Origin of the sequence: Rickettsiales endosymbiont of Trichoplax sp. H2 (genome assembly GCF_009690945.1) — a bacterium.
Taxonomy (GTDB): Bacteria; Pseudomonadota; Alphaproteobacteria; order Rickettsiales; family Midichloriaceae; genus Aquirickettsia; species Aquirickettsia rohweri.
This window is the reverse complement of record NZ_NPHZ01000002.1, coordinates 101340-127535: the sequence shown is the minus strand read 5'-3', so window position 1 is coordinate 127535 and position 26196 is coordinate 101340. Positions and strand designations below refer to the sequence as shown.

General features: G+C 26.5%; 25 protein-coding genes and 3 tRNA genes. 24 read left to right on the top strand and 4 right to left on the bottom strand.

The genetic code is table 11. The features are described from left to right. Nucleotides 1-21: 21 nt before the first annotated feature. Complete coding sequence (gene xseA / locus h2es_RS02720) at nt 22-1467, bottom strand: exodeoxyribonuclease VII large subunit (protein WP_154511189.1); 1446 nt, start codon at nt 1465-1467, stop codon at nt 22-24. Nucleotides 1468-1556: 89 nt separating this feature from the next. On the opposite strand from xseA, the gene h2es_RS02715 reads away from it, so the two are divergent. The 11 genes from h2es_RS02715 to glyS all read left to right on the top strand — a co-directional run bounded on the left by h2es_RS02715 (nt 1557) and on the right by glyS (nt 10035). After that, on the top strand, nt 1557-2630 hold the full coding sequence (locus tag h2es_RS02715; RefSeq protein ID WP_154511187.1) for a hypothetical protein: 1074 nt from the start codon (nt 1557-1559) through the stop codon (nt 2628-2630). Beyond that, nucleotides 2627-3259, top strand: coding sequence for a dephospho-CoA kinase (coaE, locus tag h2es_RS02710; RefSeq protein ID WP_154511185.1), 633 nt, complete (start codon nt 2627-2629; stop codon nt 3257-3259). Before h2es_RS02715 ends, coaE begins: the two co-directional genes overlap by 4 nt. Beyond that, nucleotides 3225-3905 carry a DNA polymerase III subunit epsilon gene (gene dnaQ, locus h2es_RS02705; RefSeq protein WP_154511183.1) on the top strand — a complete coding sequence of 227 codons (681 nt, stop codon included), beginning with the start codon at nt 3225-3227 and terminating at the stop codon, nt 3903-3905. Before coaE ends, dnaQ begins: the two co-directional genes overlap by 35 nt. A gap of 63 nt (nt 3906-3968) precedes the next feature. Beyond that, nucleotides 3969-4045 (top strand) — tRNA-Arg (locus tag h2es_RS02700). Nucleotides 4046-4063: 18 nt separating this feature from the next. Beyond that, nucleotides 4064-5284 carry a hypothetical protein gene (locus h2es_RS02695; protein WP_154511181.1) on the top strand — a complete coding sequence of 407 codons (1221 nt, stop codon included), beginning with the start codon at nt 4064-4066 and terminating at the stop codon, nt 5282-5284. Nucleotides 5285-5313: 29 nt separating this feature from the next. Further along, complete coding sequence (locus h2es_RS02690; RefSeq protein ID WP_154511179.1) at nt 5314-5994, top strand: amino acid ABC transporter permease; 681 nt, start codon at nt 5314-5316, stop codon at nt 5992-5994. Then, the gene (locus h2es_RS02685) at nt 5991-6701 is read left to right on the top strand and encodes an amino acid ABC transporter ATP-binding protein (protein WP_154511177.1); all 711 of its coding nucleotides are present in this window, start codon (nt 5991-5993) and stop codon (nt 6699-6701) included. Before h2es_RS02690 ends, h2es_RS02685 begins: the two co-directional genes overlap by 4 nt. 55 nt (nt 6702-6756) lie before the next feature. Further along, nucleotides 6757-7146 carry a hypothetical protein gene (locus tag h2es_RS02680; protein ID WP_154511176.1) on the top strand — a complete coding sequence of 130 codons (390 nt, stop codon included), beginning with the start codon at nt 6757-6759 and terminating at the stop codon, nt 7144-7146. A gap of 3 nt (nt 7147-7149) precedes the next feature. Continuing rightward, a complete protein-coding gene (locus h2es_RS02675; protein WP_154511174.1) occupies nt 7150-7596 on the top strand; it encodes a type II toxin-antitoxin system RatA family toxin in 447 nt (148 codons plus the stop codon). An 84-nt stretch (nt 7597-7680) separates the two neighbouring features. Beyond that, nucleotides 7681-8460, top strand: coding sequence for a dihydropteroate synthase (gene folP / locus h2es_RS02670; protein ID WP_154511172.1), 780 nt, complete (start codon nt 7681-7683; stop codon nt 8458-8460). A gap of 3 nt (nt 8461-8463) precedes the next feature. Beyond that, nucleotides 8464-10035: a glycine--tRNA ligase subunit beta gene (gene glyS / locus h2es_RS02665; protein ID WP_154511170.1), complete on the top strand. Its 1572-nt coding sequence runs from the start codon at nt 8464-8466 to the stop codon at nt 10033-10035. Between the two features lie 2 nt (nt 10036-10037). Here glyS and h2es_RS02660 read toward each other — a convergent pair whose 3' ends face one another. Further along, a complete protein-coding gene (locus tag h2es_RS02660) occupies nt 10038-10838 on the bottom strand; it encodes an NAD kinase (RefSeq protein ID WP_154511168.1) in 801 nt (266 codons plus the stop codon). A 66-nt stretch (nt 10839-10904) separates the two neighbouring features. On the opposite strand from h2es_RS02660, the gene h2es_RS02655 reads away from it, so the two are divergent. The 10 genes from h2es_RS02655 (at nt 10905) to h2es_RS02610 (ending at nt 19517) form a co-directional block, all read left to right on the top strand. Continuing rightward, nucleotides 10905-11465, top strand: coding sequence for a Smr/MutS family protein (locus tag h2es_RS02655; protein WP_154511166.1), 561 nt, complete (start codon nt 10905-10907; stop codon nt 11463-11465). After that, entirely contained in the window at nt 11446-12132 is a 687-nt protein-coding gene (locus h2es_RS02650) for a uroporphyrinogen-III synthase (RefSeq protein WP_154511164.1), read from the top strand. The genes h2es_RS02655 and h2es_RS02650 overlap by 20 nt, the downstream gene beginning before the upstream one ends. Beyond that, nucleotides 12133-13020, top strand: coding sequence for a tRNA (adenosine(37)-N6)-dimethylallyltransferase MiaA (gene miaA, locus h2es_RS02645; protein WP_154511162.1), 888 nt, complete (start codon nt 12133-12135; stop codon nt 13018-13020). A 97-nt stretch (nt 13021-13117) separates the two neighbouring features. Then, nucleotides 13118-13912, top strand: a complete 795-nt coding sequence (locus h2es_RS02640; protein WP_154511160.1) for an ABC transporter substrate-binding protein — start codon at nt 13118-13120, stop codon at nt 13910-13912. Between the two features lie 11 nt (nt 13913-13923). Continuing rightward, nucleotides 13924-15036 (top strand): redox-regulated ATPase YchF, encoded by a 1113-nt coding sequence (gene ychF, locus h2es_RS02635; RefSeq protein ID WP_154511157.1) that lies wholly within the window; start codon nt 13924-13926, stop codon nt 15034-15036. A 14-nt stretch (nt 15037-15050) separates the two neighbouring features. Continuing rightward, nucleotides 15051-16382 (top strand): phosphoglucosamine mutase, encoded by a 1332-nt coding sequence (gene glmM, locus h2es_RS02630; RefSeq protein WP_154511155.1) that lies wholly within the window; start codon nt 15051-15053, stop codon nt 16380-16382. A gap of 3 nt (nt 16383-16385) precedes the next feature. After that, nucleotides 16386-17888 carry a murein biosynthesis integral membrane protein MurJ gene (gene murJ / locus h2es_RS02625; RefSeq protein WP_154511153.1) on the top strand — a complete coding sequence of 501 codons (1503 nt, stop codon included), beginning with the start codon at nt 16386-16388 and terminating at the stop codon, nt 17886-17888. Nucleotides 17889-18019: 131 nt separating this feature from the next. Continuing rightward, nucleotides 18020-18095, top strand: a tRNA-Glu gene (locus tag h2es_RS02620). A 23-nt stretch (nt 18096-18118) separates the two neighbouring features. Beyond that, nucleotides 18119-18194 (top strand) — tRNA-Phe (locus h2es_RS02615). Nucleotides 18195-18866: 672 nt separating this feature from the next. Continuing rightward, nucleotides 18867-19517 carry a queuosine precursor transporter gene (locus tag h2es_RS02610; protein WP_126045133.1) on the top strand — a complete coding sequence of 217 codons (651 nt, stop codon included), beginning with the start codon at nt 18867-18869 and terminating at the stop codon, nt 19515-19517. A 24-nt stretch (nt 19518-19541) separates the two neighbouring features. On the opposite strand, the gene h2es_RS02605 is transcribed toward h2es_RS02610, so the two are convergent. Both h2es_RS02605 and h2es_RS02600 read right to left on the bottom strand, forming a co-directional pair. Next, nucleotides 19542-19874 (bottom strand): 4a-hydroxytetrahydrobiopterin dehydratase, encoded by a 333-nt coding sequence (locus tag h2es_RS02605; RefSeq protein ID WP_154511151.1) that lies wholly within the window; start codon nt 19872-19874, stop codon nt 19542-19544. A gap of 407 nt (nt 19875-20281) precedes the next feature. Further along, entirely contained in the window at nt 20282-21733 is a 1452-nt protein-coding gene (locus h2es_RS02600) for a protein adenylyltransferase SelO (RefSeq protein WP_154511149.1), read from the bottom strand. Between the two features lie 384 nt (nt 21734-22117). Between h2es_RS02600 and h2es_RS02595 the strand changes: the two genes are divergently transcribed. From h2es_RS02595 to ileS, 3 genes are all read left to right on the top strand, one after another. Continuing rightward, a complete protein-coding gene (locus h2es_RS02595; RefSeq protein ID WP_154511147.1) occupies nt 22118-22420 on the top strand; it encodes a hypothetical protein in 303 nt (100 codons plus the stop codon). 41 nt (nt 22421-22461) lie between these two features. Next, the gene (gene grxC, locus h2es_RS02590; RefSeq protein ID WP_154511145.1) at nt 22462-22704 is read left to right on the top strand and encodes a glutaredoxin 3; all 243 of its coding nucleotides are present in this window, start codon (nt 22462-22464) and stop codon (nt 22702-22704) included. A gap of 317 nt (nt 22705-23021) precedes the next feature. Then, the gene (gene ileS / locus h2es_RS02585; RefSeq protein WP_154511143.1) at nt 23022-26171 is read left to right on the top strand and encodes an isoleucine--tRNA ligase; all 3150 of its coding nucleotides are present in this window, start codon (nt 23022-23024) and stop codon (nt 26169-26171) included. Nucleotides 26172-26196: the final 25 nt, after the last annotated feature.

Sequence of the window (26196 nt, the reverse complement as noted above, 5' to 3'; positions counted from 1 at the left end):
ACCATAAATCTAAAAAATAATTTATTCAAGTGAAAAAGGTAATTTATTTTGAGTTTTTATTTTAGTTTTATCTTCTAATAAAGCTCTGTTTTTTTTATTTTGAACACTTTTTAATTGGCCATGAATTATTCCATCATATAGTTCAATTTTAATTAATTTATCTTTTTTTAACTCATTACAAGATTTAATTAATTTATTATTTTTATAATCTCTAATAAGAGAAAATCCACGCTTTAAAATATTTTTATGGTTATATGATATTAATAATTTTTTATTTGATAATAAATTATCAGACATTTTATTTAATTTATTTTTGTAGAGTTCGTTAATACGCCAAACTGAATTGCTTAATTTATCTTGGTTAGTAATTATTAAGCGATGTAAATTTAAGGAAGATAATTTTAAAGAAGTTAATTTCCAGTTATAAAGTTTATATAGAGAATTAAACTTAACATCTAGTAATACATTAAAATTTTTAAACTTATTTCTTAAATTTTCAAGATAGTTGGTAGTGCTACTTAAATTTGTTAATAGGCTTTTTAAAAGTGTTGACTTATAATTTATAAGATTTGGTAAAATATTATTTAAAGTTATTTTAAATTTATTTAATTTATCAATAATTTGAGATTTATCTGGTGTAATTAATTCAGCTGCAGCTGTTGGAGTTGGAGCTCTTTTATCTGCTACTAAATCAATTAAAGTTGTATCGCTTTCATGACCAATTGCTGATATTATTGGAATTGTAGAATTAAAAACAGCGCGTACAACTATTTCTTCATTAAAAGGCCATAAATCTTCAATTGATCCTCCGCCTCTAGCCACAATTATTATATCTGGTGAAGAGATATTTTTTGGTAAATTATTCAGACCTTCAATTGCTTCTACTATATATCCTGCAGCTTCATTACCTTGAACAATAACATCCCATATTAGGGTTTTTATTGGAAATCTATCTTTTAATCTATGTATAATATCTCGAATAACGGCACCCTGAAGTGATGTAACAATAGCAATTTTTTGTGGAATTTTTGGTAATCGTTTTTTATATTTTTCATCAAATATTCCTTCTATAGTCAATTTTTTTCTTATTTCTTCAAGCTTTGCAAGCAGTATACCTTCACCAGCTAATTTAATATTCTTTATTATTATTTGATAATTTGACCTTCCTGGATAAGTACTAATGTTGCCTTCGCAGATAATTTCCATGCCGTCTTCTAATTGAATTGGTAACTTAGTAGCAATATATCTCCAGCATATTGCATTTAAAACTGCATTTTCATCTTTTAATGAAAAATAAATATGTCCAGAACTTGCAATTTTAATTCCAGATACTTCACCTTTAATTTCAATATTTTGAAATGAGCTTTCAATGTATTGCTTTATAATTAATGATATTTCAGTTACTGTGAATGGAGTGTTATTTTTTATTGGATCTTTTTTGATAATACTATCTTCTTGAAAAAGCATTTAAATTTATTGATGAATTAAATTTTAAAATATAATATCGTACAGATAGTATTTTAACTTGTTAAATATATCACTGTAAATAATAAATTATGAATAAAAAATTATTATTAGGAATTTTAGGAGTTATATTTTTTTGTATGGCAGCTCATTCAGAGCAGAATCAAGAAAATAAAAATATTTTTATAGTGAAAGATATTAAAACTTTTTATGATGCAGGCAATCTCACTGATTCAATAGATATTGCAAATGATAAGGCTATCGTTAATGGTTTCAAATATTTGGCCTATCGAATGATTCCATCTAGTTTTAAAAATAGAATATATACTATTCAAGAGGCTGAGATTATTAAAACTGCTAAAGAAGTTTTCCCTATTAAAGAAAGAATGACTAATCATTCATATATGGCGACAGTAGATATTGAATATGAGCCACAAAAGGTAAAGGATTTATTTAATAAATATGGAATAAGGTATAGAACAAGTTATTCTGAAAAAATATTATTTATACCGATATTTGATGATGAAGAAATTTTTCTTCACAGAGATTGGAGGTGGAAGTGGCTAAATTTAGATGCAAATTTTGGATTGTTAAATTTTAACATTTTTAAAAATAATATTTCTGTATCTTTGGAAAACAAGTATTCTACTTTATTTGAGCCTTATTATAAATTTGATCATATAATAAAAGATTATAACATTAAAAATTTAGTAATTGTTTTTGCTGAGTTAAATAAACAACAAATTGAAATGACAATTAGAATTTTAAATCCTCAAGAAGATGAATTAAAATATTTAATAGTTACTAAAAAATTTAATGAGAGTGATCAAAATTTCTTCAATAGATCTATAAATGAGCTTTTAGATAAATTTGATTCAGAATTAAAAGGTATAAAATCATTTGATCAAAACATTATTTTTACTTCTAAGGTTAAAGTTAATTCATATAATCCTACGTTATGGTCTGCTATTAAAAATAAATTAAGTAACATTAAGCAGTTAAAAAGTTTTCGTATATTGACATCAACAGTTGATACAATGGAAATTGAATTAAATTATGTTATTCCGGTGCAAAGCTTTAAAGAAATATTATCACTAAATGGTTTATCATTAAGTAAAAAAAGTAACGAGTGGTTTTTAGCTTTAAACAATATTTCTCAAAAATGAAGTGTAAATTAGGAGCTAGGCATGGTAATGTCATAGGTTTAACTGGCAATATTGCATCAGGAAAAAGTTTAGCTCTTGCGGTATTTAGAAAAAGTGGATTTTTAACCTTTTCATTAGATAATTATGTTCATAAAATAATGAATGAAAATACTTCTTTAAAAGAAAAAATATGTATAAAGTTTCCTAATTGTGTTATTAATGGCAATATATCAAGAAGCATTTTGGGTGACATAGTTTTTAACAATAAAACTGATATGGTAAGCTTACAAGAAATGATTGTTCCTTATACAAAAAAAAGAATTGAGGAAATATATAATATGATTAATAAGAACAAATCTCGTTCTGCTGTTATTGAAATACCACTTTTGTTTGAAAAAAATAGAGAAAAATATTTTGATAAAATTATTTATTTATATTCTTCAACTAAAACTATGTTAAAGAGATCTTTAAATAGAAAGAATATGAATAGAAAAAGATTTTTTGATATTTTAGAAAATCAATATAATAAAGAAGAAGTTATTAATAAGGTAGATTTTTTAATTTATAATGAAAATAAACATTATTTATTTAAATATTTAAAACAAATTATTCATTATGGTAGATTTAAGAGAAGTTATATTAGACACTGAGTCTACAGGCTTAGATTATAAACAGGGTGATAGAATAATAGAGATTGGTTGTATAGAATTAATTAATAAAGTTAAAACTAATAACTATTTTCATACTTATGTTAATCCAGAAAGAGGCGTAAGCAAGGGTGCATATAATGTTCATGGTATTTCTAGTGATTTTTTAAAAGACAAGCCGTTGTTTAGAGATATTGCAAAAGAATTTTATGACTTTATAAAAGATTCAATATTAGTAATTCACAATGCAAAATTTGATATAGGATTTATTAATAATGAGTTTCAAATGATAGGTATGTCAAAAATATCAATTAGTAATGTTGTTGATACATTAATGATTGCACGGAAAAAATTTCCAGGATCACCAGCAAATTTAGATGCTCTATGTAAGAGATTTAATATTAGTTTAGATAAAAGAGATAAGCATGGAGCTTTAATTGATTCAGAGTTGCTTGCAATGGTATATGTGGAGTTAATCCTTGGTGAACAAACTAAATTAAAATTTCGATCTGATGCATCTAAAAATTTAAATAATTCTATTAAAGAAAATTTTCCTAGTAGATCATTTAATTTAACAGAAAAAGAAGATACTTTGCATAAGGAGGTGATTAAAAGTATTCCAAAAGCAATTTGGAAAGATTATAATTAAGTTTATTCGTTAATAATATTCTTTGACTTTATTCGTTAATAGAATATAAGTTTAAAAGAAAGAGTGCCCGTAGCTCAGCTGGACAGAGCGTTAGACTACGGATCTAAAGGTCAAGGGTTCGAATCCTTTCGGGCACACCAAAGAATTAGGAGTTTAGTATGAAAAAAGTTATTTTATCAGGTTTAATTATAATTATAGTTATAGTATCTAATTTCGTTTTTAGATATCTGCATGTTCAAAATATTAATGATAAATTGCAATTAATCACGGTTAAATTATCTGAAAAAGGTTTGAAATTTACATATGACAAACTTATATATGAGGGATGGTTTTTTTGGAATATAAGTGGAAAAGTTTTAAATCCAAGTTTTTATCAAGAAAAACATGGTATAAGTGACCAATCAAGTTTGGATTATATTAATTTTCAAAGCTCTTTATTTAATAAGACTTTATCAATAATTTTTGCAGATAATATAAATACAATTATTAAAGATTCAGGTGGAGAGAGTAAATATATTTCTACTTTTTCTGAAAGTCCTAGAGCTGATTTCGTATTTAAAGGTTATTTTAAAAATATGGGTAATAACCTCTTATTGAGTAACAATTTAGAGGAAATATTTACAGATTATTTTAAATCTGTTAGTTATAATTCGAGTAATCATGTTGCTAAAAAAGTCAATCCTGATGGTTCTGAAGAAAAAATTTATTCAATTGATAAAACTATTGTCAAATTAATTAACCTAAGTTCTGTTCAGCATAAGGGAATAAAATTAAAGTTAGAGGTTGATAAGAATAAATATTTCAAAAATAATTCTGAAGAAGATTTTTATAATTACTTTGCAGAAATTGGTGCTAATAGTACAAATTTGAATGTAGATGTGTTATTTAACTTTGAAGATGATTCAAAATTAGAATTAATTGATGGAGTAATTTTAGAGAATGTTAAGCCAACGTATAAGTTGATAAGTCATGAATTTAAATTTGATTCTGATTTGTTTAATTTTGATTTAGCAGGAAATATGGTAATTAATAAAACTAATATTTTACCATTTTTTGATTTAAATTTTAAGGTTGATAATTTCTCAGGGTTAGTTGATTTTTATTCAAATTTTTATAATAAATTTGTTATAGATTCTGGAATTAATAAGGTTTTAGCTTTAAAAGAGATAAGAGAAAAAGAAAAAAATGCTATATTAAAAACAGCAGAACAAATTTTAGAAGAATCTTCTCATGCAAAGAAATATGACTTTAAGATTGTAAATCTCAAAGACAAAAAGGTTAAAATTAATGATTATTCAATTAATAAAGTTAGTAGTATTTATAATTCTTTTTTATCAGAAGGAGTTAATGATGTAGATAATAATATTATCCAGAAATAATTTATATGTAATTTTAGGATTAATTATAAATGGATGTATTAGATTTTATTTCAGCACAACAACATAAATTAATTTTGGATACTTTAGGGACTGTAAAGTATATATCACAAGGTATATTTACAACATTATTTTATTCAATTTTGGCAGCATTTTTTGGTATTATATTAGGTTCTTTACTTGCAATATTAAGATATACAAATAATATTTTATTGGTTTTGGTTGTTAAAGTGTACACGTCAGTGATACGTGGGACTCCATTTTTACTGCAATTGTTTTTTATCTATTTTGCTTTGCCAGGTTTGCTGAAAATTAATATACCAATTTTTGTTGCAGGGATTGCAGCTCTTTCTATAAATTCTGCAGCTTATGTAGCTGAAATAGTTAGAGGAGGAATTGATTCAGTAGATAAGGGACAGGTTGAAGCAGCTAAATCACTATCTATTCCTTATTTCTCCATGATGTTAGATATTATATTGCCTCAAGCTTTAAAATCTATACTTCCTTCTCTTATAAACGAAGTAATAAATCTAATAAAGGAGTCCGCAGTAATAGGTATAATAGGTGTAGCAGATTTAATGAGAAGGGCTCAAATTATAGCAGCTGAAAAATATGATTTTATAACGCCTTTGTGTATTGCTGGTATAATTTATTATTTGTTAATTTGTGTTATTGCTAGATTTGGAATAATGGTTGAAAAAAAGCTTAAATGATAAAAATAGTTAATTTAACAAAGAAATATGAAGATACAAAAATTTTAGATGATATTTCTTATTCATTTACAAATGGGAAGGTATACTCTATTATTGGGTGCTCAGGTAGTGGCAAATCTACTTTTTTAAAATGCTTAGCAAATTTAGAAGGAATTGACCAGGGAGAAATAAGATATGGTGACATAAAGAAAAATAAAATAGGTTTTATTTTTCAGAATTTTAATCTTTTTAATAATATGACAATTCTTGATAATATTATATATGCTCCTCAAAAAGTATTAAATATTAAAAAAGAAGAGGCGATTGATTATGCACGCAAGCTTTTAAAAAAAGTTAACCTTGATATTTCTATTGAAAATAAGTATCCCAATTCTATTTCAGGTGGACAAAAGCAGAGAGTTGCAATAGCTAGGACGCTATGTATGAAACCTAAAATTATTTTATATGATGAGCCAACTTCAGCATTAGATCCTGAGAATACAGCTGAAGTGTTAACTGTGATAAAAGACTTATCTAAATCTAAGGGTTTACTTAGTATAATAGTTACTCATCATATGAAGTTTGCGGAAAGTATATCAGATAAAATTATTTTCTTTGAAAATGGAAAAATTATTGAAGAAAATAATGCAAAAGATTTTTTTATTCAACCTAAAAATAAAAGGTTAAAGGAATTTTTGTCTAAAACTAGTATGGTGAGTGAAGATTAACAGGTACCAATTTTATCTACTTCTTTTTTTTGCAATATTTTTATCAGCGGATATTGTGTTTATTTTTATTGCAAAAAATCTATATTCTAATAATACTTTGAAAGTTAATAGTGAATTAGATAATAGTCAATTATATAATTTTTTTCAAATAAGGTGTGAACCAACAAATGAAAAAAATATTTTTAATTTATTACTAAAATTTAATAATAATATATTAATGGAAAAGGTTGCAATACAACTATATAATGTAGAAAATAAAAAAATAATTGATAATTTTGTTTATAGTAATTTGCATAATAATTATTATAAATTTAAAATTAATTCACTAGAAACTAAAAGATTGATATTAAGAATAAATTTAAATAGTTCTTTTAATAAAAGACATTTTTTAGCCTATAGGGTAATCTTGCACAAAAATAAATATGAGATTACACAAATAAATTAAGATATGTTTCAGTATTCTAATAATAAAACAGTGAATTATGAGATCAATAAAATTTACAGTACAATTGTTGATGTTGAAAGGTATCCAGAATTTATTCCTTGGTGCAGTGGTGCAAGGATTATTTCTGTTGAAGAGAATTTTTTAATTGCAGATCTTATAATTTCTTTTAAGGGTATAAACTTAAAATATACTTCAGAGGTTTATATTGAAAATGCAATAGATCAAAGTGGAGAAGCTATTGTGAGGACAAAAATGGTAAAAGGTCCTTTTAAATTTCTTGAGTCAAAATGGAAATTGAAAAAAATTAATGAAAAAACTACGAATATTAATTTTGATATTAAATTTTTATTAAAGTCTATATTTTTAGAAAAGATATTAAGTCCATTTTTTAAAAATGCATGTTCTAAAATATTAAATTCATTTAATGATCACTTGAAAAAATCAATTTAATATTTTATGTGTAAAACAAAAAAGAAGAAATAATAAAGAAAAAGTGTTAAAATTCAATCAAGTTTTCATGTATATAATGCAAATATGACAAAGATTATAGGGATTTTAAATTATAATGATAATTCTTTTTCAGATGGTGGAAATTATTCTGATCTTAAGAGAGCAATTGACAGAGTAGATGAATTATTTAGAGAAGGGGCTGATATAGTTGATATTGGTGCTAGTTCTACCTCATATAATGCTCCTTTAATTTCTGAAGATGATGAATTAAGAAAACTAACTCCATTGTTGAATAAAATTAATTTGAAAAATATCAGTATAGATACTTATCATTATAAAACTATGCAATATGCAGTGAAAAAAGGAGCTAGTTATATTAACGATGTAAGTGGTGGAAAAGATCCTAGAGTATTAGAATTGGTTGCGTCAAATTCAGATTTAAATTATATATGTATGCATAGTCTTACTTTGCCTGCTGATAAGGCAATAAGAGTTAAATCAATTGATGAAATATATGAATGGGTTGATAATAAAATTGAAGAATGCAAAAGATTTGGTATTGAAAAAGAGCGACTTATAATTGATCCAGGTATAGGCTTTGCAACTGATACAAAGCAGACAATTCAGTTATTAAGAGATGTTAAAGAATTGAAAAATTTTGACATCAAAATTTGTATCGGGCATTCAAGAAAATCATTTTTTGAATCTATTACTAATTGTGAGCCTATAGAAAGAGACATAGAAACTCTTGCAGCTTCACTTTATTTAGCTTTTAATGAAATTGATTTAATCAGAGTTCATAATGTGGATATGCATAAAAGAGGTCTTAACGTATTTAATAATTTATTAAAAGGATGTAATTAAATTATGCCAAACTTATTTTTTGAAATTTATTCTGAAGAAATGCCTAGTGAAATGCAAGAATTTGGTGCTTCTAAAATTTATGATTTATTTATTAAAAAATTAAACAAGGTATTTCAAATTAATCTCAGTGGAGAATATTTTTTTACACCAAAAAGAATAGGAATATATATATCAGAAATTCCAGATGTACTTTGTGGAAGTGATGTTGAAATAAGGGGACCTAAAATCAATGCAACAGACAAAGCAATTCAAGGGTTTTTAAGTAAGTATAAAATAGCTGATGTATCTAAACTCATTCAAAAAGGAGAGTACTATTTTTTCAAAGAAAAGTTTGTAACAAAAGATTCTAAAGGTATATTAAAATCGCTTATAGAAGATATTATTACATCTTTTAATTGGCCTAAATCAATGAGGTGGGGTGATTATGATATTAGATGGATTAGGCCAATTCACTCAATGATTTGTATATTTGACAAGACAGTATTACCAATCAAATTTGGACATATTATAGCAAGTAATAAGATTAAGATTAAAGATAAATTTATAATTGTAGAGTCATTTAAAGATTATAAGGAGAAGTTTGAAGAGATAAAAGTTTGTATATTTCAGGATAAGAGATTAAAAATTATAAAGGATCAAGCAAAAGCGCTTTGTAAACAATTTAATATATCGTTGATTGAAGATAATAATTTATTAAAGGAGGTATCTAATTTAGTTGAATCGCCTTATGTTGCAATTGGTAAAATTAAAAAAAGGTTTATGAAATTACCTAAGGAAATTTTGGTATCCATGTTGAAATTTCATCAAAAGTATTTAATGACTGAAGATAATAATGGTAATTTAGCACCTTACTTTATAATTGTTTCAAATGGAATGACAAATGATAATTTAAAAACAGTTATTAATGGTAATGAAAAGGTTTTAAGGTCAAGATTAGCAGATGCTGAGTATTTTTATAATCAAGATTCTAAAACTAAACTTATAGATAAGTTTGATAAATTAAAGAAAGTCACTTTTCATCATGAAATAGGTAGTTATTATGATAAAATAAGTGATGTTAAAAAAATTGCTTTAAAACTTGCTGATAAATTACAAATTGATGATAAAGAGAATATTAATCGCGTATCATTATTAATTAAATCAGATTTAGTAACGGAAATAGTAAATGAATTGCCTGAATTGCAAGGTATTGCAGGTTATTATTATGCTTTAAATGACAAAGAATTGCAAGATGTTGCAAATGCTATAAAGGATCATTATCTACCTCAAGGTCCAAGCGATCCTGTGCCAAATTCTCGTTTAAGTATAGTGATGGCATTAGCAGATAAAATTGTTACTTTAAATTCAATGTTTGATATTAATATTAAGCCCACTGGTTCAAAAGATCCGTATGCTTTAAGAAGGGCTGCTATTGGTATTATAAGAATTATATGTTCAAATAAATTGAAAATAGATTTAAAAGATCTAATAGATAAAGAAGTGATTAAATTTATTAATGATAGAGTGAATATTTTATCAAATAGTGAAAATAATATTTATTCAATTGATTTAAAATATATTAAGAATGCTATATAAATTTAGTAGATTTTATCTTTATAAAATTGCTCTTTAAAAACTTTTTCTTGCAAATTTTCACCCTTATCAAATAATATTGTTTTCTCAATACTAAAATCTATACAAACCTCTACTGATTTAATGTTTCTGGTTTCACTAGAATCAGCTACTGCACTTACTGGTCTTTTTTTGAATTCTAAAATTTCAAACTTTATTGTGCTTTTGTATGGAATTAATGCTCCATTCCATCTTCTAGGTCTGAATGGACTTATTGGTGTAAGTGCTAGAATATTTGCGTTTAGAGGTATGATAGGTCCATATGCTGCAAAATTATAAGCAGTGCTTCCTGCAGGTGTTGAGATAATAATTCCATCTGCATAAAGAGAATCCATTCTTATTATATCATCAATTATTATTCTAATTTTTGCTATTTGGTTTGTTTCTCTTAATAATGATACTTCATTAAATGCATGTGCTTGTGTTACTTTATTATCATCTGTAGTGACGATCATTTTAAGTGGGTAAAGTTTTACACTTTGTGCATGATTGATTCGTGTAGTAAGGTTGTTTGTATGATATTCATTTAGTAAAAATCCTATAGATCCACGATTCATTCCAAATATTTTTGGCTTAAAGTTTTTAGTTGCATGAAGTGCTCTTAACATTTCTCCATCGCCTCCAAGAGTTATTACAATGTCGAAGTTATCAATTTTTTTAAGATCAAGTTCTCTTAAATTATATAGTTGTCTTAATTCATGAAATGCTGTTTCAGCTTTTTCAGATTTTTTATCATATAGGCAGCCAATATTAAGATTTTCTATCATAAAAATTTTTTATATTATAAACTTGATAGTATATAATTACACAAAATTAAAAAAAATACATAAAATATGGATGATGAAAAGTATATTTTTAGTAATAGTGACTTAACTATATGGCAAAAAGAAATAAAAAATATTAAAAAAATAGATTTAAAAACAAATTTAGATACTCAAGATTCTTTTAATAAGAGGTTTGAGGTCAAAAAATTAACTCAGAATAAATATAATTTTAATTTAACTCAAAATTCTAAAAAAATTAATGTTATAAAATTTGGAGATCAAAGCAATTTAAATAGAAAATTAAGATCAAATATAGCTAAAGGTATAATTATAGTTGATGCTGAATTAGATTTACATGGTTGTTCGACTAATAATGCTTATAACAAGCTAATTAATTTTTTAAATGATTCTATAAGTCAAGGATATAGAAAATTATTGATTATTACTGGTAAAGGAGTAAATTCTCCAAATAAAGTGTCGATAATTAAAAAGAACTTTTTTGATTGGATTCAAACTTGGGAAATGCAAGCAAATTTATTATATATTGATTATGCTCATAAAAAACACGGTGGTGACGGGGCATTTTATGTTTTTTTAAAAAAACAGAGTTATGAAAATATTGTTGACTAGGCCTTATAATTTGGCTTTAAATTCTAGAGATAAAATAGTAAATTTAGGTGAAAAACCTGATATAATACCATTAATTAACATCAAATATATTAATAAAAAGATTATCGATGATAATTTTCAATATATCATTCTAACTAGTCAAAATGCTGTTGTTTTTTTTCAAAAAAATTCTTGGATGAAAAATAAAATTATTTTAACAGTAGGAGATACGACAAAAAATTTATTAATGCAACTGGATTGTAAAAAAGTATTTTTATGTGAAAAAGATGTATTAAGTTTAATAAATTCTATTTGTAAAACAATAGATAAAACCTCTAATATTTTATATATTTGTGGAGACCATTTGTCTTGTGATTTAAAAGAAGAGTTAAAATATTATGGATATGATAATGTTATTTCACATGTTATTTATAAGTCTGAAGCGGTAAAGTCATTAACAAAAAATCAAATTGAAATAATAAACAATGATGTTGGAATTATTATGTTTTACTCTTCAAGAACTGCAGAAATATTTTTTAGTTTATTTAAAAAATATAAATTTTTTACAGATAATAAAGTTGCTATTTGTATTAGTAAGAAATGTGCTCAACATATCTTGCAATTAAAATGGAAGGATATAAAGATTGCTAGTTATCCTAATGAAAACAATATGATGGAGTTGTTATAAGTGTTTGAATTCGCTTATAAAGGTAAAATAATTTGCATATATGGTCCAACTGCAGCATATAAAAGTAAATTTGCAATTTCCTTAGCTAAAGATATAGGCGGAATAATTATAAATGCAGATTCACAGCAAATATATAATCAAATACCTATTTTAACATCGCAACCAAGTGAAGAAGAATTAAATTTAGCTAAACATAAGTTTTATGGAATTATAAATCCAAATAGAAAATTTTCTGTATTCGAATGGCTTGAAATTGTTGTTAAAGAGATTAATAGTTCTTTAGCTCAAGGATTAAATCCTATATTAGTAGGAGGAACAGGTTTGTACTTTTCTTGTTTAATTAATGGGATAGCAGATATACCTGAAGTAACTAAAAAAACAAAGACAGAAGTACTGTCATTAACTGAAGCAATGTCAAATTTTGAGTTGCATGAGCTGCTAAGTAATTATGATAAAAAATTGTCTGAAAGACTAAGTATTAATGATAGAGTAAGAATTTTAAGAGGGTTAGAAGTGTTTTTTGAAACAGGTATTTCTATTTTAGAGTGGCAAAAATCTAATAAATTATTTTTTGAAAAAGATAATTTTACTAATATATATATATGTCCAAATAGAGAAATATTATATAAAAATATCAATACTAGATTTTTAAGAATGCTTGATTGTGGTGTAGTAAATGAAGTTAAAACGCTAATAAAAACATATAAAATTGATGAATTACCAAAAATTATTGGCCTCTCAACTATACATCAATATAATTTGAATCAAATTTCTTATGATGAAATGATATTGAAAGTTCAAAGATTAACTAGGAATTATGCTAAAAGACAATATACTTGGTTTAATAATAAGTTTAAGCATAATAGTATTATAAAAGAGTATAATTAAATAATGATAGTTAATAAGAAAATTTTATAAGTTGTATTAAAAAAATTTTATAATATAATATAGGGGTAAAAGAATCAAAAAATGTTGAGTTATAAATATGTCTAATTCTTTTAAAACGACTCTTCTTAGTGTTTTAGCAGTTATAATAGTGCTTGCATTATTTTTTTTATTTAAAGCGAATGATGATGATATTAGTATCAATAATAACAATTTAGTCGTTGGTGTCAGTCCTGATTATCCACCATTTGAGTTTACTAAAGATGGTAAGATTGTAGGTTTTGATATAGATTTGATAAATGAGATTGCTAAAACAATGCATAAGGAGGTAAAAATTAGGGAAATGGAATTTTCCTCTTTAATTCCGTCATTGAATTCTGGAGAGGTTGATTTGATCATGTCTAGTATTTCAAGAAATTCTGATAGATCTGAGAATATTGATTTTTCAGAGCCATATTATGCAAGTGCTTTTGCTATAATTGCTAAAAATGACCAGGATTTTAGTTCTTTGGAAGATTTACCAAATGATGCTAAAGTAGGCGTTCAAACAGGTACTACTATGGAGAATTTTGTTAATAACTATAATGACTCAGTTGATAAATCTTTAAAAATTATATCATTGGGTTCTAATTTTATTTTAATAGAAAAACTTAAACTTGGTGAAATTGATGCTTTAATTGTGGAGGATGCTCAAGCTTCTAGTTTTGTGAAAAATATAGTAGGTTTAAAATCTAATGCTATTGAAGACAACGTATATATTGATGAAGAAGAATCTAGTTATGTCATTGGTTTAAAGAAAGGCTCTAGTCTTACTGAAAAGGTTAATCAAGCAATTGAAAATCTTAATAATAATGGGCAAATTGATTTGCTTTTAAAAAAGTGGCATTTAAGATAAGGATCTTGTAAATGGGATTTAAATGTGGAATTGTTGGTTTGCCTAATATTGGTAAATCAACTTTATTTAACGCTTTAACTAGTACTCAGAAGGCAAGTGCAGAGAATTATCCATTTTGTACTATTGAGCCAAATAATGGTATTGTTTCTGTTCCAGATAATAGGTTAGTAAATTTATCTAATATTGCTAATTCAAAAAAAATTATACCTACCCAAATAGAATTTGTTGATATAGCTGGTATTGTCAAAGGTGCAAGCAAAGGTGAAGGATTAGGAAATAAATTTTTATCTCATATTAGAAATGTAGATGCAATTGTTTATATGGTAAGATGTTTTGATAATAATGATATTACTCATGTTGAAGGTAATACAGATCCAATTAGAGATACTGAAATTATAGAAACGGAATTAATTTTAGCAGATATAGAAAGTTTAAATAAGCAATTCATCACTATAGAAAAAAAAGCTAAACAGGATAAAAATTTAGCTAAAAAAGTACTTTTAATAAATCAAATTCTTAAAGTACTTAATGTTGGAAAACCTGCTAAAAGCATTGTTAATGATTCTAATGAAGAGCTTATTAAGGAATTAAATTTATTAACTTCTAAGCCATTCTTTTATATATGTAATGTTGATGAAGAATCTGTACTCAAGGGAAATAAATTTTCTAAATTAATTGATGAAAAAGCTTTAAACCAGAATTCTGCAAGTATTAATATATCAGCAAAAATAGAAGAGGAAATTTCTAATCTTGATAATAAGCTTGAGCAAAAAGAATTTTTAAAGGAATTAGGGTTAGAGGAAAGTGGTTTAGATAAAGTTATTAAAACAGGATATGAGGTTCTTGGTCTTCAAACATATTTTACTGCTGGCCCTCAAGAAACAAGAGCATGGACTTTTAAAAAAGGTATATTAGCTCAAAAAGCTGCTGGAATAATTCATACAGATTTTGAAGTAGGTTTTATTTGTGCTGAAACAGTATCATATAATGATTATATTAAATATAGTGGAGAACAGGGAGCAAAGGAGTCTGGGAAATTAAGACAAGAAGGCAAAGACTATATTGTTAATGATGGTGATATAATTTTATTCAGATTTAATGTTTCAAGATCTAAAAATAAATAAATTAATATCTAAATATGAAATCAATCTTTGGAACAGATGGTATAAGAGGGACAGTAAATAGCTTTCCAGTAACTGCTGATATGGCATTGAAAATTGGTACAGCAATAGGTATCTCTATTGATGCAAAAAATGTAAGTAGAAGGGTTGTTATTGCGAAGGATACTAGGTTATCAGGATATATGATTGAGCCTGCTATTACTTCAGGCTTGATATCAACTGGAGCTGATGTCATCTTAGTTGGACCTATGCCTACTCCATCAGTCCCAATTTTAATAAAATCCCTTAGAGCTGATTTTGGAATAATGATAACAGCATCACATAATCCATATCATGACAATGGATTTAAGTTATTTAATAAAGATGGATATAAATTAGATTTGTTATCTAGAGAAAAAATTGAAAAAATAGTATTTAGTGAGAAATTAGTAGATGGACTAGCGGAACCTTCTAAATTGGGAAGAGCAAAGCGGTTGGATGATGCACCAGGTAGATATATAGAATTTGTTAAGAAAGCATTTCCTAAAAATTCTACACTATCAGGTATTAAGATTGTTTTAGATTGTGCTAATGGTAGTGCATATAATTTAGCTCCAACTATATTATGGGAGCTAGGTGCTGAAGTGATAAAATTATCCTGTGATCCTAATGGATTTAATATTAATGATAATTGTGGATCAATGCATCCTGAAAATTTATGTAAAAAAGTTGTAGAGACTAAATCAGATATTGGAATAGCGCTTGATGGTGATTCAGATAGAATTGTGATATGTGATGAAAATGGAAATATTATTCCTGGAGAGTATATAATTGCAATGATAGCCCAGTATTTAAAGATCAGTAATAAATTAAAGGGAGATGCTGTAGTTGTTACTAAAGTAACTAATTTAGCTTTAGAAGAATATTTGCAGAGTATTAAAGTAAAAACAATTTATTCAGAGGTCGGGGATATTAAGGTTCATGAATTAATGGTTAAGAATGGATTAAATTTTGGTGGAGAAGAATCCGGTCATATTATTTTTTCTGATTATTCTAATACTGGAGATGGTATTATATCAGCACTTCAAATATTAGCAATTATGATAAAGAATGGTAAAAAATTGAGTGATATAGCAAATATTTTTAAACTTAATCCCCAAATAAAATCTAATATTAAATTTAAAAATCAGAATCCGCTTAATAAGGAAGAGGTAAATAAAAGTATAAATAATATAATTAAGTATAATGCGAATTTAAAAATTGTTGTTAGAAAATCTGGTACTGAAAAATTAATTAGGATTCTTGTTGAAGGAAAAGATAAGTCAAAAATTAATAAGGTACATGATGAAATTATAAAATCCATCATTTAAAATATGATGAAATTTATTAAATCTACTTTAGTTGTTAGTGTTTGTACGTTCATTTCCAGAATATTTGGATATATCAGAGATATGGTCATTGCTGCAAAACTTGGCACTAGTTTATTAAATGACGCATTTGTTGCAGCCTTTAGATTGGCAAATATGTTTAGAAATATTTTTGCAGAAGGGGCTCTTAATTTAGTTTTTGTACCAGCATTTTCTAAAGAATTAAAAGATAAAGGAAGGATTAAGGCATTGGAATTTGCCTCAAAAGTTCATTCATTATTAATACTTATTTTGTTATCGTTTTGTGTGCTAGTTATAATATTTATGCCGGAAATAATTTGGTATTCAACACCAGGCTTTAGAGATAATTTTGAAATATTTAATATAACAGTATTATTTGGACGAGTAACTTTTCCGTATTTATTTTGCATTTCAATGGCAGCTTTTTACGGTGGAATTTTAAATAGTTTTGAAAAATTTTTTCCATTTGCTTTTGCTCCAACGATATTAAATATTGTTATTATCTTTATACTCATTTTTTTAGATAATTTAGAAACAACGGCGCATAGTTTATCAATAGCTACGTTATTTGGTGGAGTGTTAGAATTACTTTGGATGGTATATTTTATTTTTAAAAATGGATATAAGTTAAGATTTTTTAAAATTGAATTTGATAATAAAATTATAAAGATTTTAAAAAATATTGTACCTGTTATTATTTCATCAGGAGTGACTCATGTAAATACATGGGTTAGTATGATTATACTTTCTTTCTTCCCAGGTGGTTTATCATATATATATTTTGCTGATAGAGTAGTGCAACTTCCACTTGCTTTAATTGGTACTGCGATTGGCACTGTTTTACTTCCAATGCTATCAAAAAAAATAAAATTAACTGATTTAGATGCAACTAATAATCTCCAAAATAATGCAATAAACTTAGTGATGATGTTTACAATACCTTCTGTATTTGGATTATTTTTTTTATCAGAAGAAATAATTGCAACATTGTTTGAAAGAGGTGAATTTTCAAATATAAGTACGATTAATACAGCGGGCACATTAAAAATTTTAATTTTAGGTTTGCCTGCATTTATCTTAATAAAGCTATTTCAAACAAAATTTTATGCTAAATTAAATACAAAAATACCAGTGATTATAGCTATCATTAGCATATTGAGTAATATTTTAATTAGTATTGCTTTGATGGATCATTTTCAGTATCTAGGTGTTGCTATAGCAAATGTTATAGCAGGATGGATACATATATTAATGCTAATGATTTTATCATATAAAATATTAAATTTTAGATTACAAAAATATATCTATAAAGAAGCTATTAAGTATTTATTGGCAGCTATTATTATGATTTTTGTAATTTGCATTTTTACAAATATTTTAGATTTGCATAATAAATTTTTATTATTATTTTTTGAAGTTATCATAGGTATAATAAGTTATTTTTCTTTTTGTTATTTTTTAAAAGTGCAGATAATTAGGAGAATTTAAGTAAAAATTTGGTGAGAGAATTAAATAAATTTATGCTTATATATATATATATGCATTAATAAATTATTTAGTAAATTTTAAAAAAACTATTTGAATTTATGAAGAATTATATATAATCTTCCGTACTTAGAGACCCCTTCGTCTAATGGTTTAGGACTCCACCCTTTCACGGTGGCAATACGGGTTCGAATCCCGTAGGGGTCGCCATTAAATCAAAGCTATCCTCATTAGCCCAGATAGCTCAGTCGGTAGAGCAAAGGACTGAAAATCCTTGTGTCGGTGGTTCGATTCCGCCTCTGGGCACCATCCTAAACAGTGCTGTAAATAGAAAGCAGGAATAGAAATATATTAGTAGCAAAGTAAATTTTAGATAATATAAATATTGCATGTTTTATATTTTACTTGTAATTGTGACCAAAATAAGTCAAATTTTTGTAATTTAACCCGAACTGCAGATAAGAACTGCTCTATAAAGAGCTAAAAAATGACCATACAGCAATGTTTAGTACAATTAGGAACAACGATATAGTCATTGCGAACGAACGAAGTGAGTGTGGCAATCCAGGAAAATTATCAATAAATGCAAAAACAACCCTGGATCACTACAGTCGAGACTTCGTCTCTCCCTCGTGATGACAAGATTTGGTATAAATTTCTTACTTCTTATCTGCAGTTCGGGTTAATTTAAATGCTTGATAAGCATAGTATATTTGGGGAGTATTTTGCTTTATTTATATTTATAATAACTTAGCAATTTACTTTCCGCATCTTCTCTGATATTTCTCACATCCTGCATGGGTTTGTAGTCATTCGTTGCCTCATATTACTTTTCTTATGATAACGAATCAAGCTTGTGGAGTTAAACAATTAAAAGATTAAAAATTCAAATGCTTTTTTGAGTTTGCAACAGTGCTATATTATGGCTACTATACTATAATATTATGAGTTTAAGTATTCAAAATATTAAGTTAATATTAAATGACTAAATCAGATAAACTCTACTTTGCATTAGGATGTATATTTTGTACTACCGTTGTTACTGGTAATTTAATATTTCAAAAATTTATTTCTATAAACATTCCATTTATTATCACTTTAGATATATCTGTAGGTGTACTACTTTACCCTGTAACTTTCCTAATTTCCGATCTCTTAACTGAATTTTATGGTAAACAAAAAGCTAAATTCGTCATTCAAATTACTGTTTTAACTAGTCTTATTGTTATGCTGCTTCTGTTTATTAGTATAAAACTACCAGCTGTTAGTTGGTCACCTTTATCCGACCCAGAGTTTAAAAAAACTTTTAATGTTTATGGTTTGGGTTCTTTAGCTTCTATTATTGCAATTTATATTGGTCAATTAACTGACATTATTATTTTTTCTTGGTTAAAATCTCTCACACATAGTAAACATCTATGGTTAAGAAATAATGTTAGTACTATTATTGCACAATTTATTGATACCTCTACTGTCTTAATCATTTTGTGTTTTTTTAATATTATAGACTGGCAATATTTCTATAGTGTTTTTATTAGTAGCTTAATTTTTAAGATTATTGCAGCACTACTCGATACTCCTTTTTGTTACCTCGGTCACTATTTAATCCATAAGCTTATAAATAAGAAATAATTATTAAAAATTTAACTTTTAACTTTATACCTTTGATATTGCCTCTATCTTTGCTGCAAGATAAAAATCACTTTTAGCTAAACCATTGATTTTATGTGTCCATATCTCAATTTTACAACTACCCCAAGATATATGTAAATCTGGATGATGACCTTCTTTTTCTGAAATTTCAGCAATTTTATTAGCAAACTCCATGGATTCTATAAAATTTTGAAACTTATATACCTTATTTAGGTGCTCTTCTGCATTTACCTTCCAACCATTGCCTAGACTATTTAAATACTTATCTACTTCTTTTTTTTCCATTGGCGGTATACCTCCTGAACATGGTATGCACTTTTTTGAAGCTAATGTCATTTGCTTATTACTAATACTATTATTTCTTCATTTTATTCCTTAGCATATTAAAATTCTACCTTTATCTAGTAGGTAGTTTAATATTCCTCATCAATTTCTTTAGCCAATAATTTAAAAAATCAAGTCTTTTTCATCAATAAATCTTTTAATCTTTACTCACTAGATTCTTCTATCTAAAACTTACTCACTCCTCAGTATATTTTTATCTTTCCATTATTACACTGAGTAGATTGCATTGAATACAAAATATTTATTAAAAACAAGTAAGATATTATTTTTATAATGTTTTCTATACTTATTTCTATGAAGCTGTATAAAAACTTCGTTTATTATTATAATTTTGAGATTAAGAAATGCATCTTACAGCCCGCAAAATTTACTCAGTTTTTTTAGTTGCTGTGATTCCTTTATGTTCCACAAAATGTGTTAACTATTCTCTCGTCACCTTTCACAGGGGTATAGTATTTCTCATATTCTTTTTTTTCAATAACAGGACTTCTTATAGCTTCTAGAAATTCTTTCAATATTCTATAATCTTGGTTATGCACCGATTCTTTAATGATATTTGCAACAATATGGTTTCTAGGAATTAAAATTGGATTAACTTTATTCATGTTACTTGTAATCTTCTTAAAATCTATTTTTTGTTCTAATAATCTTTGCATCCATTTTTTATGCCAATAATACTCGGTATTATTTTTCCCCTTGTCACCAGTCCATTGAAATAATTTTTTACTTAGATTTCTAAATCCATTGGTAAAATCAACTTTATCTTTTTCTAAGATTTTCAAATAATCAATTACTAGCGTCCTATCTCTTTCTTTACTTGCAACACATGAAATACCTAATTTGTTTGCCATTTTTGTGTAATATACATCATCAAATATACTCAAAAATTGACTTAGCTCTTCCTCTACTATTTTAATAGCTTTTTTGATATCACTATTAATGAAATGTAAAATAGTTTCAGCAAATTTTGTGATATTCCATAAAAGAATGTTCCTTTGATTGCCAAAGCTATATCTACCATTTTTATCTATAAAACTAAAAACTTTATTGCTTTCGTATTCATCCATAAAAGCACAGGGGCCATAGTCTAGAGTTTGACCACAAATAGATGTATTGTCTGTATTCATCACTCCGTGAATAAAGCCAATAGACATCCATGATGTAACTAATTCTATCTGTACTTTTATTACTGATCTTAATAAATGAAGATATCTATTACATTGATGATGATATTTAGGAAAATGTCTCTTTATTGTGTAGTCTGCTAAAATTTTCAGATTTTTTATATCACCTCGTGATGCAAAATATTCAAAAGTTCCAACTCTAATGTGACTTTTGGCAACTCTAGTTATAACACTTGCTGGCGTTAAATTATCTCTTTGAATCAACTCACTTGATTTAACTATTGCTAATGATCTTGTAGTAGGAATTTGTAAAAAATACATTGCTTCACTAACAATATATTCTCTAATAGCTGCATCTAACGGACATTTGCCATCTCCATTTCTAGAAAAGAAAGTTCTTCCTGAGCCTTTTAATTGTATATCAAATAAGTCATTATTTTTATCTTTGATTTCTCCTAGCAAAATTGCTCTACCATCCCCAAGTCTTGGTATAAAATAACCAAATTGATGCCCTGCATAAGCAAGAGAGATAGGCTTACTGTTATATAATAATTTATTGCCAGCAAAAATATTGCTGAGGTCTGGTGAATTATAATCTATTCCTAAATTTAGTTCTCTTGCTAATTCTTGATTGAATATTAACAGTTCAGGATTTTTAATCTTATCAGGAATTTGTTTTTTATAAAATGCCTCGCCTAAGTTATAATATGAGTTAATAATTTTCATTAAATAAAATTTCTAGCTTTATATAATTTTATAAATACTCATGCATTGATAAAAAGAAAGTAAAAGACAATAATCATAGAGGGTTTTTTAGCAAAAACTGAAAAAGAGTTCAATTTTAATGATTAAAAACACAATTATCATTGCATCAGTCTAATTTATATATCTTGCATTATTTGATTTTATTATAACAGTATTTACAACTGCTTTATATAATAATTTCGACTTTTTCAACAGCATCAACCCTTTTTCTAGGCTATTATCTGAGTAACATAGGTGTCCCTAAAAAACTGTGCATTGATTAAGGATAAAATCTGATATTTTTTAATGCACTAGTAGTTAAACAATGTTAAATTATTAATAATAAATTGATAATTTGGGTAAATTATGAACGAATGCAAAACTAATACTTCTTACAACACTAATGAGCAAGCATCTCACAGTAAAAAAAGTAGTGCTTGTGATATGATTAGAAATATGGAAAAACTTGCAAATCATGCTTGGGAAGAATTATTTAAGGAAAAAGTAAAAAAATATTATGAAGAAATGATAGGGACTCAAATGGATGAAAATGCTAAAATAGTTGCTGAACAAGCGATATCTATCTGGAATAATAAAATGGCTGCTAGAGAGTCAAAAAGAGAATATGAGTATAAGTTGTTTGCTGCTATGAAAAAAAGTTCATCTTGATTATAAAAAATAAATTAAAAATAAATAAGAACCAAATTATTATGATTACAATTTATACTAAAAATAACTGCCCATATTGCATACGGGCTAAAGATTTGCTAAACAAAAGAAAGCTAGAATATAAAGAGATTAATATTAGTGAAAATCCTGAGTTATTGGAAGAGATGCTTGAGAAATCACAAGGAATGAAAACAATGCCACAGATATTTATTGATGAAAAGCATATAGGCGGTTGTGATGATTTATATAAGTATGATGAAGATGTTGGATTTGATATGAAGTAAGCGTCGCAAATTGAGAAGGGGGGTAATGATACAAAAGCAAAATTAAAGCTCACCATAACTTAAAACTCAGCATAGTTTATAATCGTAATTTAATTTTTCTTAATTTGCCTCAATAATATTATTAATAAATTTAACTCTAGAATTCTCAGTTTGATCATCTGTAATTCGTTCTCTTTTTAGTGCGTTAACTGATATGAGATATTTGAAATGTTTTTTCTTGAAATCGGTTTCTGTGATTTAAAATTTATAACTAGTAATTGCTTATTGGTGGATTTTTAGATATAACATCTTCAAATCATTATATTAAAAAGCTTAGTATGTCAGCAAATTTAACGAAAACTATCAAATTGGATAGTGATGATTTTAGTAAGATAGAGATAAGTGTTTTAAAGAAGTGGAAAGAGGAAAACACTTTCCAAAATAGTTTAAAGGGTGATCGAGAATTCATTTTTTATGATGGTCCTCCTTTTGCTAATGGATTGCCACATTATGGTCATTTGCTTACAGGTTTTATCAAAGATTTATTTGCTAGATATCAAACTATGCGAGGGAAAAAAGTTGATAGACGCTTTGGTTGGGATTGTCACGGTCTTCCTGCAGAGATGTATACAGAAAAAAAACTAAAGATATCTGGAAAAGTAGCAATAGAAGAATATGGAATTGAAAAATTTAATAATTACTGCAAGGAATCAGTTTTAAAATATACTAATGACTGGCAAGAATATGTTACTAGACAAGCTCGCTGGGTTGATTTTGAAAATGATTATAAAACTATGGATATAAATTACATGGAAAGTGTAATTTGGGCATTTAAAGAGTTGCATAGTAAGGATTTGATATATCAATCTATGAGAGTGATGCCATATTCATGGGCATGTGAAACGCCTGTTTCAGATTTTGAAACAAGGATAGATAATTCTTATAGAGAGAAACATAGTAAAGCTGTAACTCTTGGTTTTAAGCTTTCAGAAGAAAATGAAATTATTGAAGGCTATAAAGAAATCCATCTTGCTATTTGGACTACAACTCCTTGGACTTTGCCATCTAATTTAGCAGTTGCTGTAGGTGAAAATATTGATTATGTAGCAGTTGAAAAAGATGGAGTTGCAATTATTATTGCTAAAAAATTATTATCTAAATATGAAAGAGAGCTAGGGAATTATATAGTAAAAAAAATAAAAGGTAAGGATTTAATAGGGCTGAAATATAAACCACCGTTTGATTATTTTAAAAAACATGAAAATGCTTTTAAGATACTTCATGCAGATTTTGTAACAACTGATGATGGTACTGGAATAGTGCATATTGCACCTGGTTTTGGTGAAGATGATCAGGTATTATGTGAGAAAAATAATATAGAATTGGTATGCCCAGTTGATAGTGCAGGGAAATTTACGCATCCAGTTAAAGAGTATATTGGCACCCAAGTTTTTAAAACAAATGAAGATATTATAATTAGGCTGAAAAAGCAAAACTTATGGATTAAAACTGAACAATATATTCATAATTATCCACATTGTTGGAGAACTGATACTCCTTTGATTTATAAAGCAGTACCTTCTTGGTATGTAAAAGTTACTGCTATTAAAGAAAAAATGATAAAAAATAATGAGCAAATCAATTGGATACCTGGTCATATTAAATCTGGGTTGTTTGGTAAATGGTTAGAAAATGCAAGAGATTGGTCTATTTCTAGAAATAGGTTTTGGGGCTGCCCTATTCCGGTTTGGCAAAGTGATGATCCAAAATACCCACATGTTGAAGTATATGGTTCTATAAAAGAAATTGAAGAAGCATTTGGCACTAAAGTAAAAGATTTGCATAGGCCATATATTGATTCTCTTACTAAACCAAATCCAAAAGATCCAACAGGAAAATCAAAGTTAAGGCGTGTGCCGGAGATTTTAGATTGCTGGTTTGAAAGTGGTTCAATGCCATATGCTCAAGTTCATTATCCGTTTGAAAATAAAGACTGGTTTGAAAATCATTTTCCAGCTGATTTTATAGTAGAATATTTAGCACAGACAAGAGGATGGTTTTATACGCTAATTGTACTTTCTACAGCACTATTTGATAAGCCACCTTTTTTAAATTGTATTTGTCATGGAGTTATTCTTGGTGATGGAGGTCAAAAATTGTCTAAGCGTCTCAGAAATTATCCTGATCCTAAGGAAGTATTTAAACAATATGGTGCAGATGCTATGCGCTGGTTTATGATGTCTTCACCTGTAATGAGAGGGCAGGAATTAGTGATTAATAAGGATGCTGATGGTATTAAAGAAGCTGTAAAATCTGCTTTAAAACCACTATGGAATGCTTTCAACTTTTTTTCTATTTATGCTAAAGCTGATAAAATAAAAGCAGAGTTAAATTTTGATTCAGCAAATATTTTAGATAAATATATTATTTCTAAACTAGTAGATATAACAGAGATAATAAAATCATCTTTAGATAAATATGATACTGTTTCTGCTACTAAATCTGCTGAAGAATTTTTAGAAGTTTTGAATAATTGGTATATTAGACGTTCTAGGGAAAGATTTTGGCGTCACCAAAAAGATCAAGATAAGACACAGGCATATAATACATTATTTTCAGTTTTACATATTTTTACTAGAGCTATTGCTCCAATGTTACCAATGCTTACTGAGGCAATTTTTTCAAACTTGTATCAATCATCATCTAGTATTCATTTGGAAAAATTCCCAAATTTAGATACTTGTCCATATAATAAGACACTTATTCATAACATGGAAAAAATACGTGATGCATGTACTACAGCTTTAAGAATCAGAAATGATCAAAAAATTAGAATTAGGCAGCCTCTTGAAAAAGTAACTTTTATTGGGGTAGCAGATGATAATTTTTCTGAAGATTTAAAGCAACTTGTTTTAAATGAGATAAATGTTAAAAATTGGGTTAATTTAGGGAAGGAAGAAATATTTAAATATGCTGATTACAAAATAAAAATTAATTTTCCAGTGCTTGCTAAAAGGCTACCAGAAAAAATTAAAGATATAGTTAATGCGAATAAATTAGGGAAGTGGAAGATTATTAATGATAAGGTTGAGATTGTAGATGAGATATTAAATAGAGATGAATTTGATATAAAATTAGAAGCAAAAACTCAATATAAAAATAACATCAGCTCACTTTCAACCAATGATTCATTAGTATTGTTAGATTTAGATGTTAACAAGGAATTAGAGCTTGAAGGTATAGCTAGAGATATTGTTAGAGTGATTCAACAAACAAGAAAAGATATAGATTTAAAAATTACAGATAAGATTAATTTAGAGATTTCAACTGATGAAGAAATTATTAATAGAAGTATTGAGAAGTGGTCTAAATATATAAAAGAACAAACTTTGGCAGATGAAATTAGATATAAAATTACTACACCTAATGCTCAAAAAAGTTATTTTATTGAGTCTGGGAAGTTTAATCTAAATATTATAAAAAATTGATGCTTTTATTTTAATACTTAAGAAA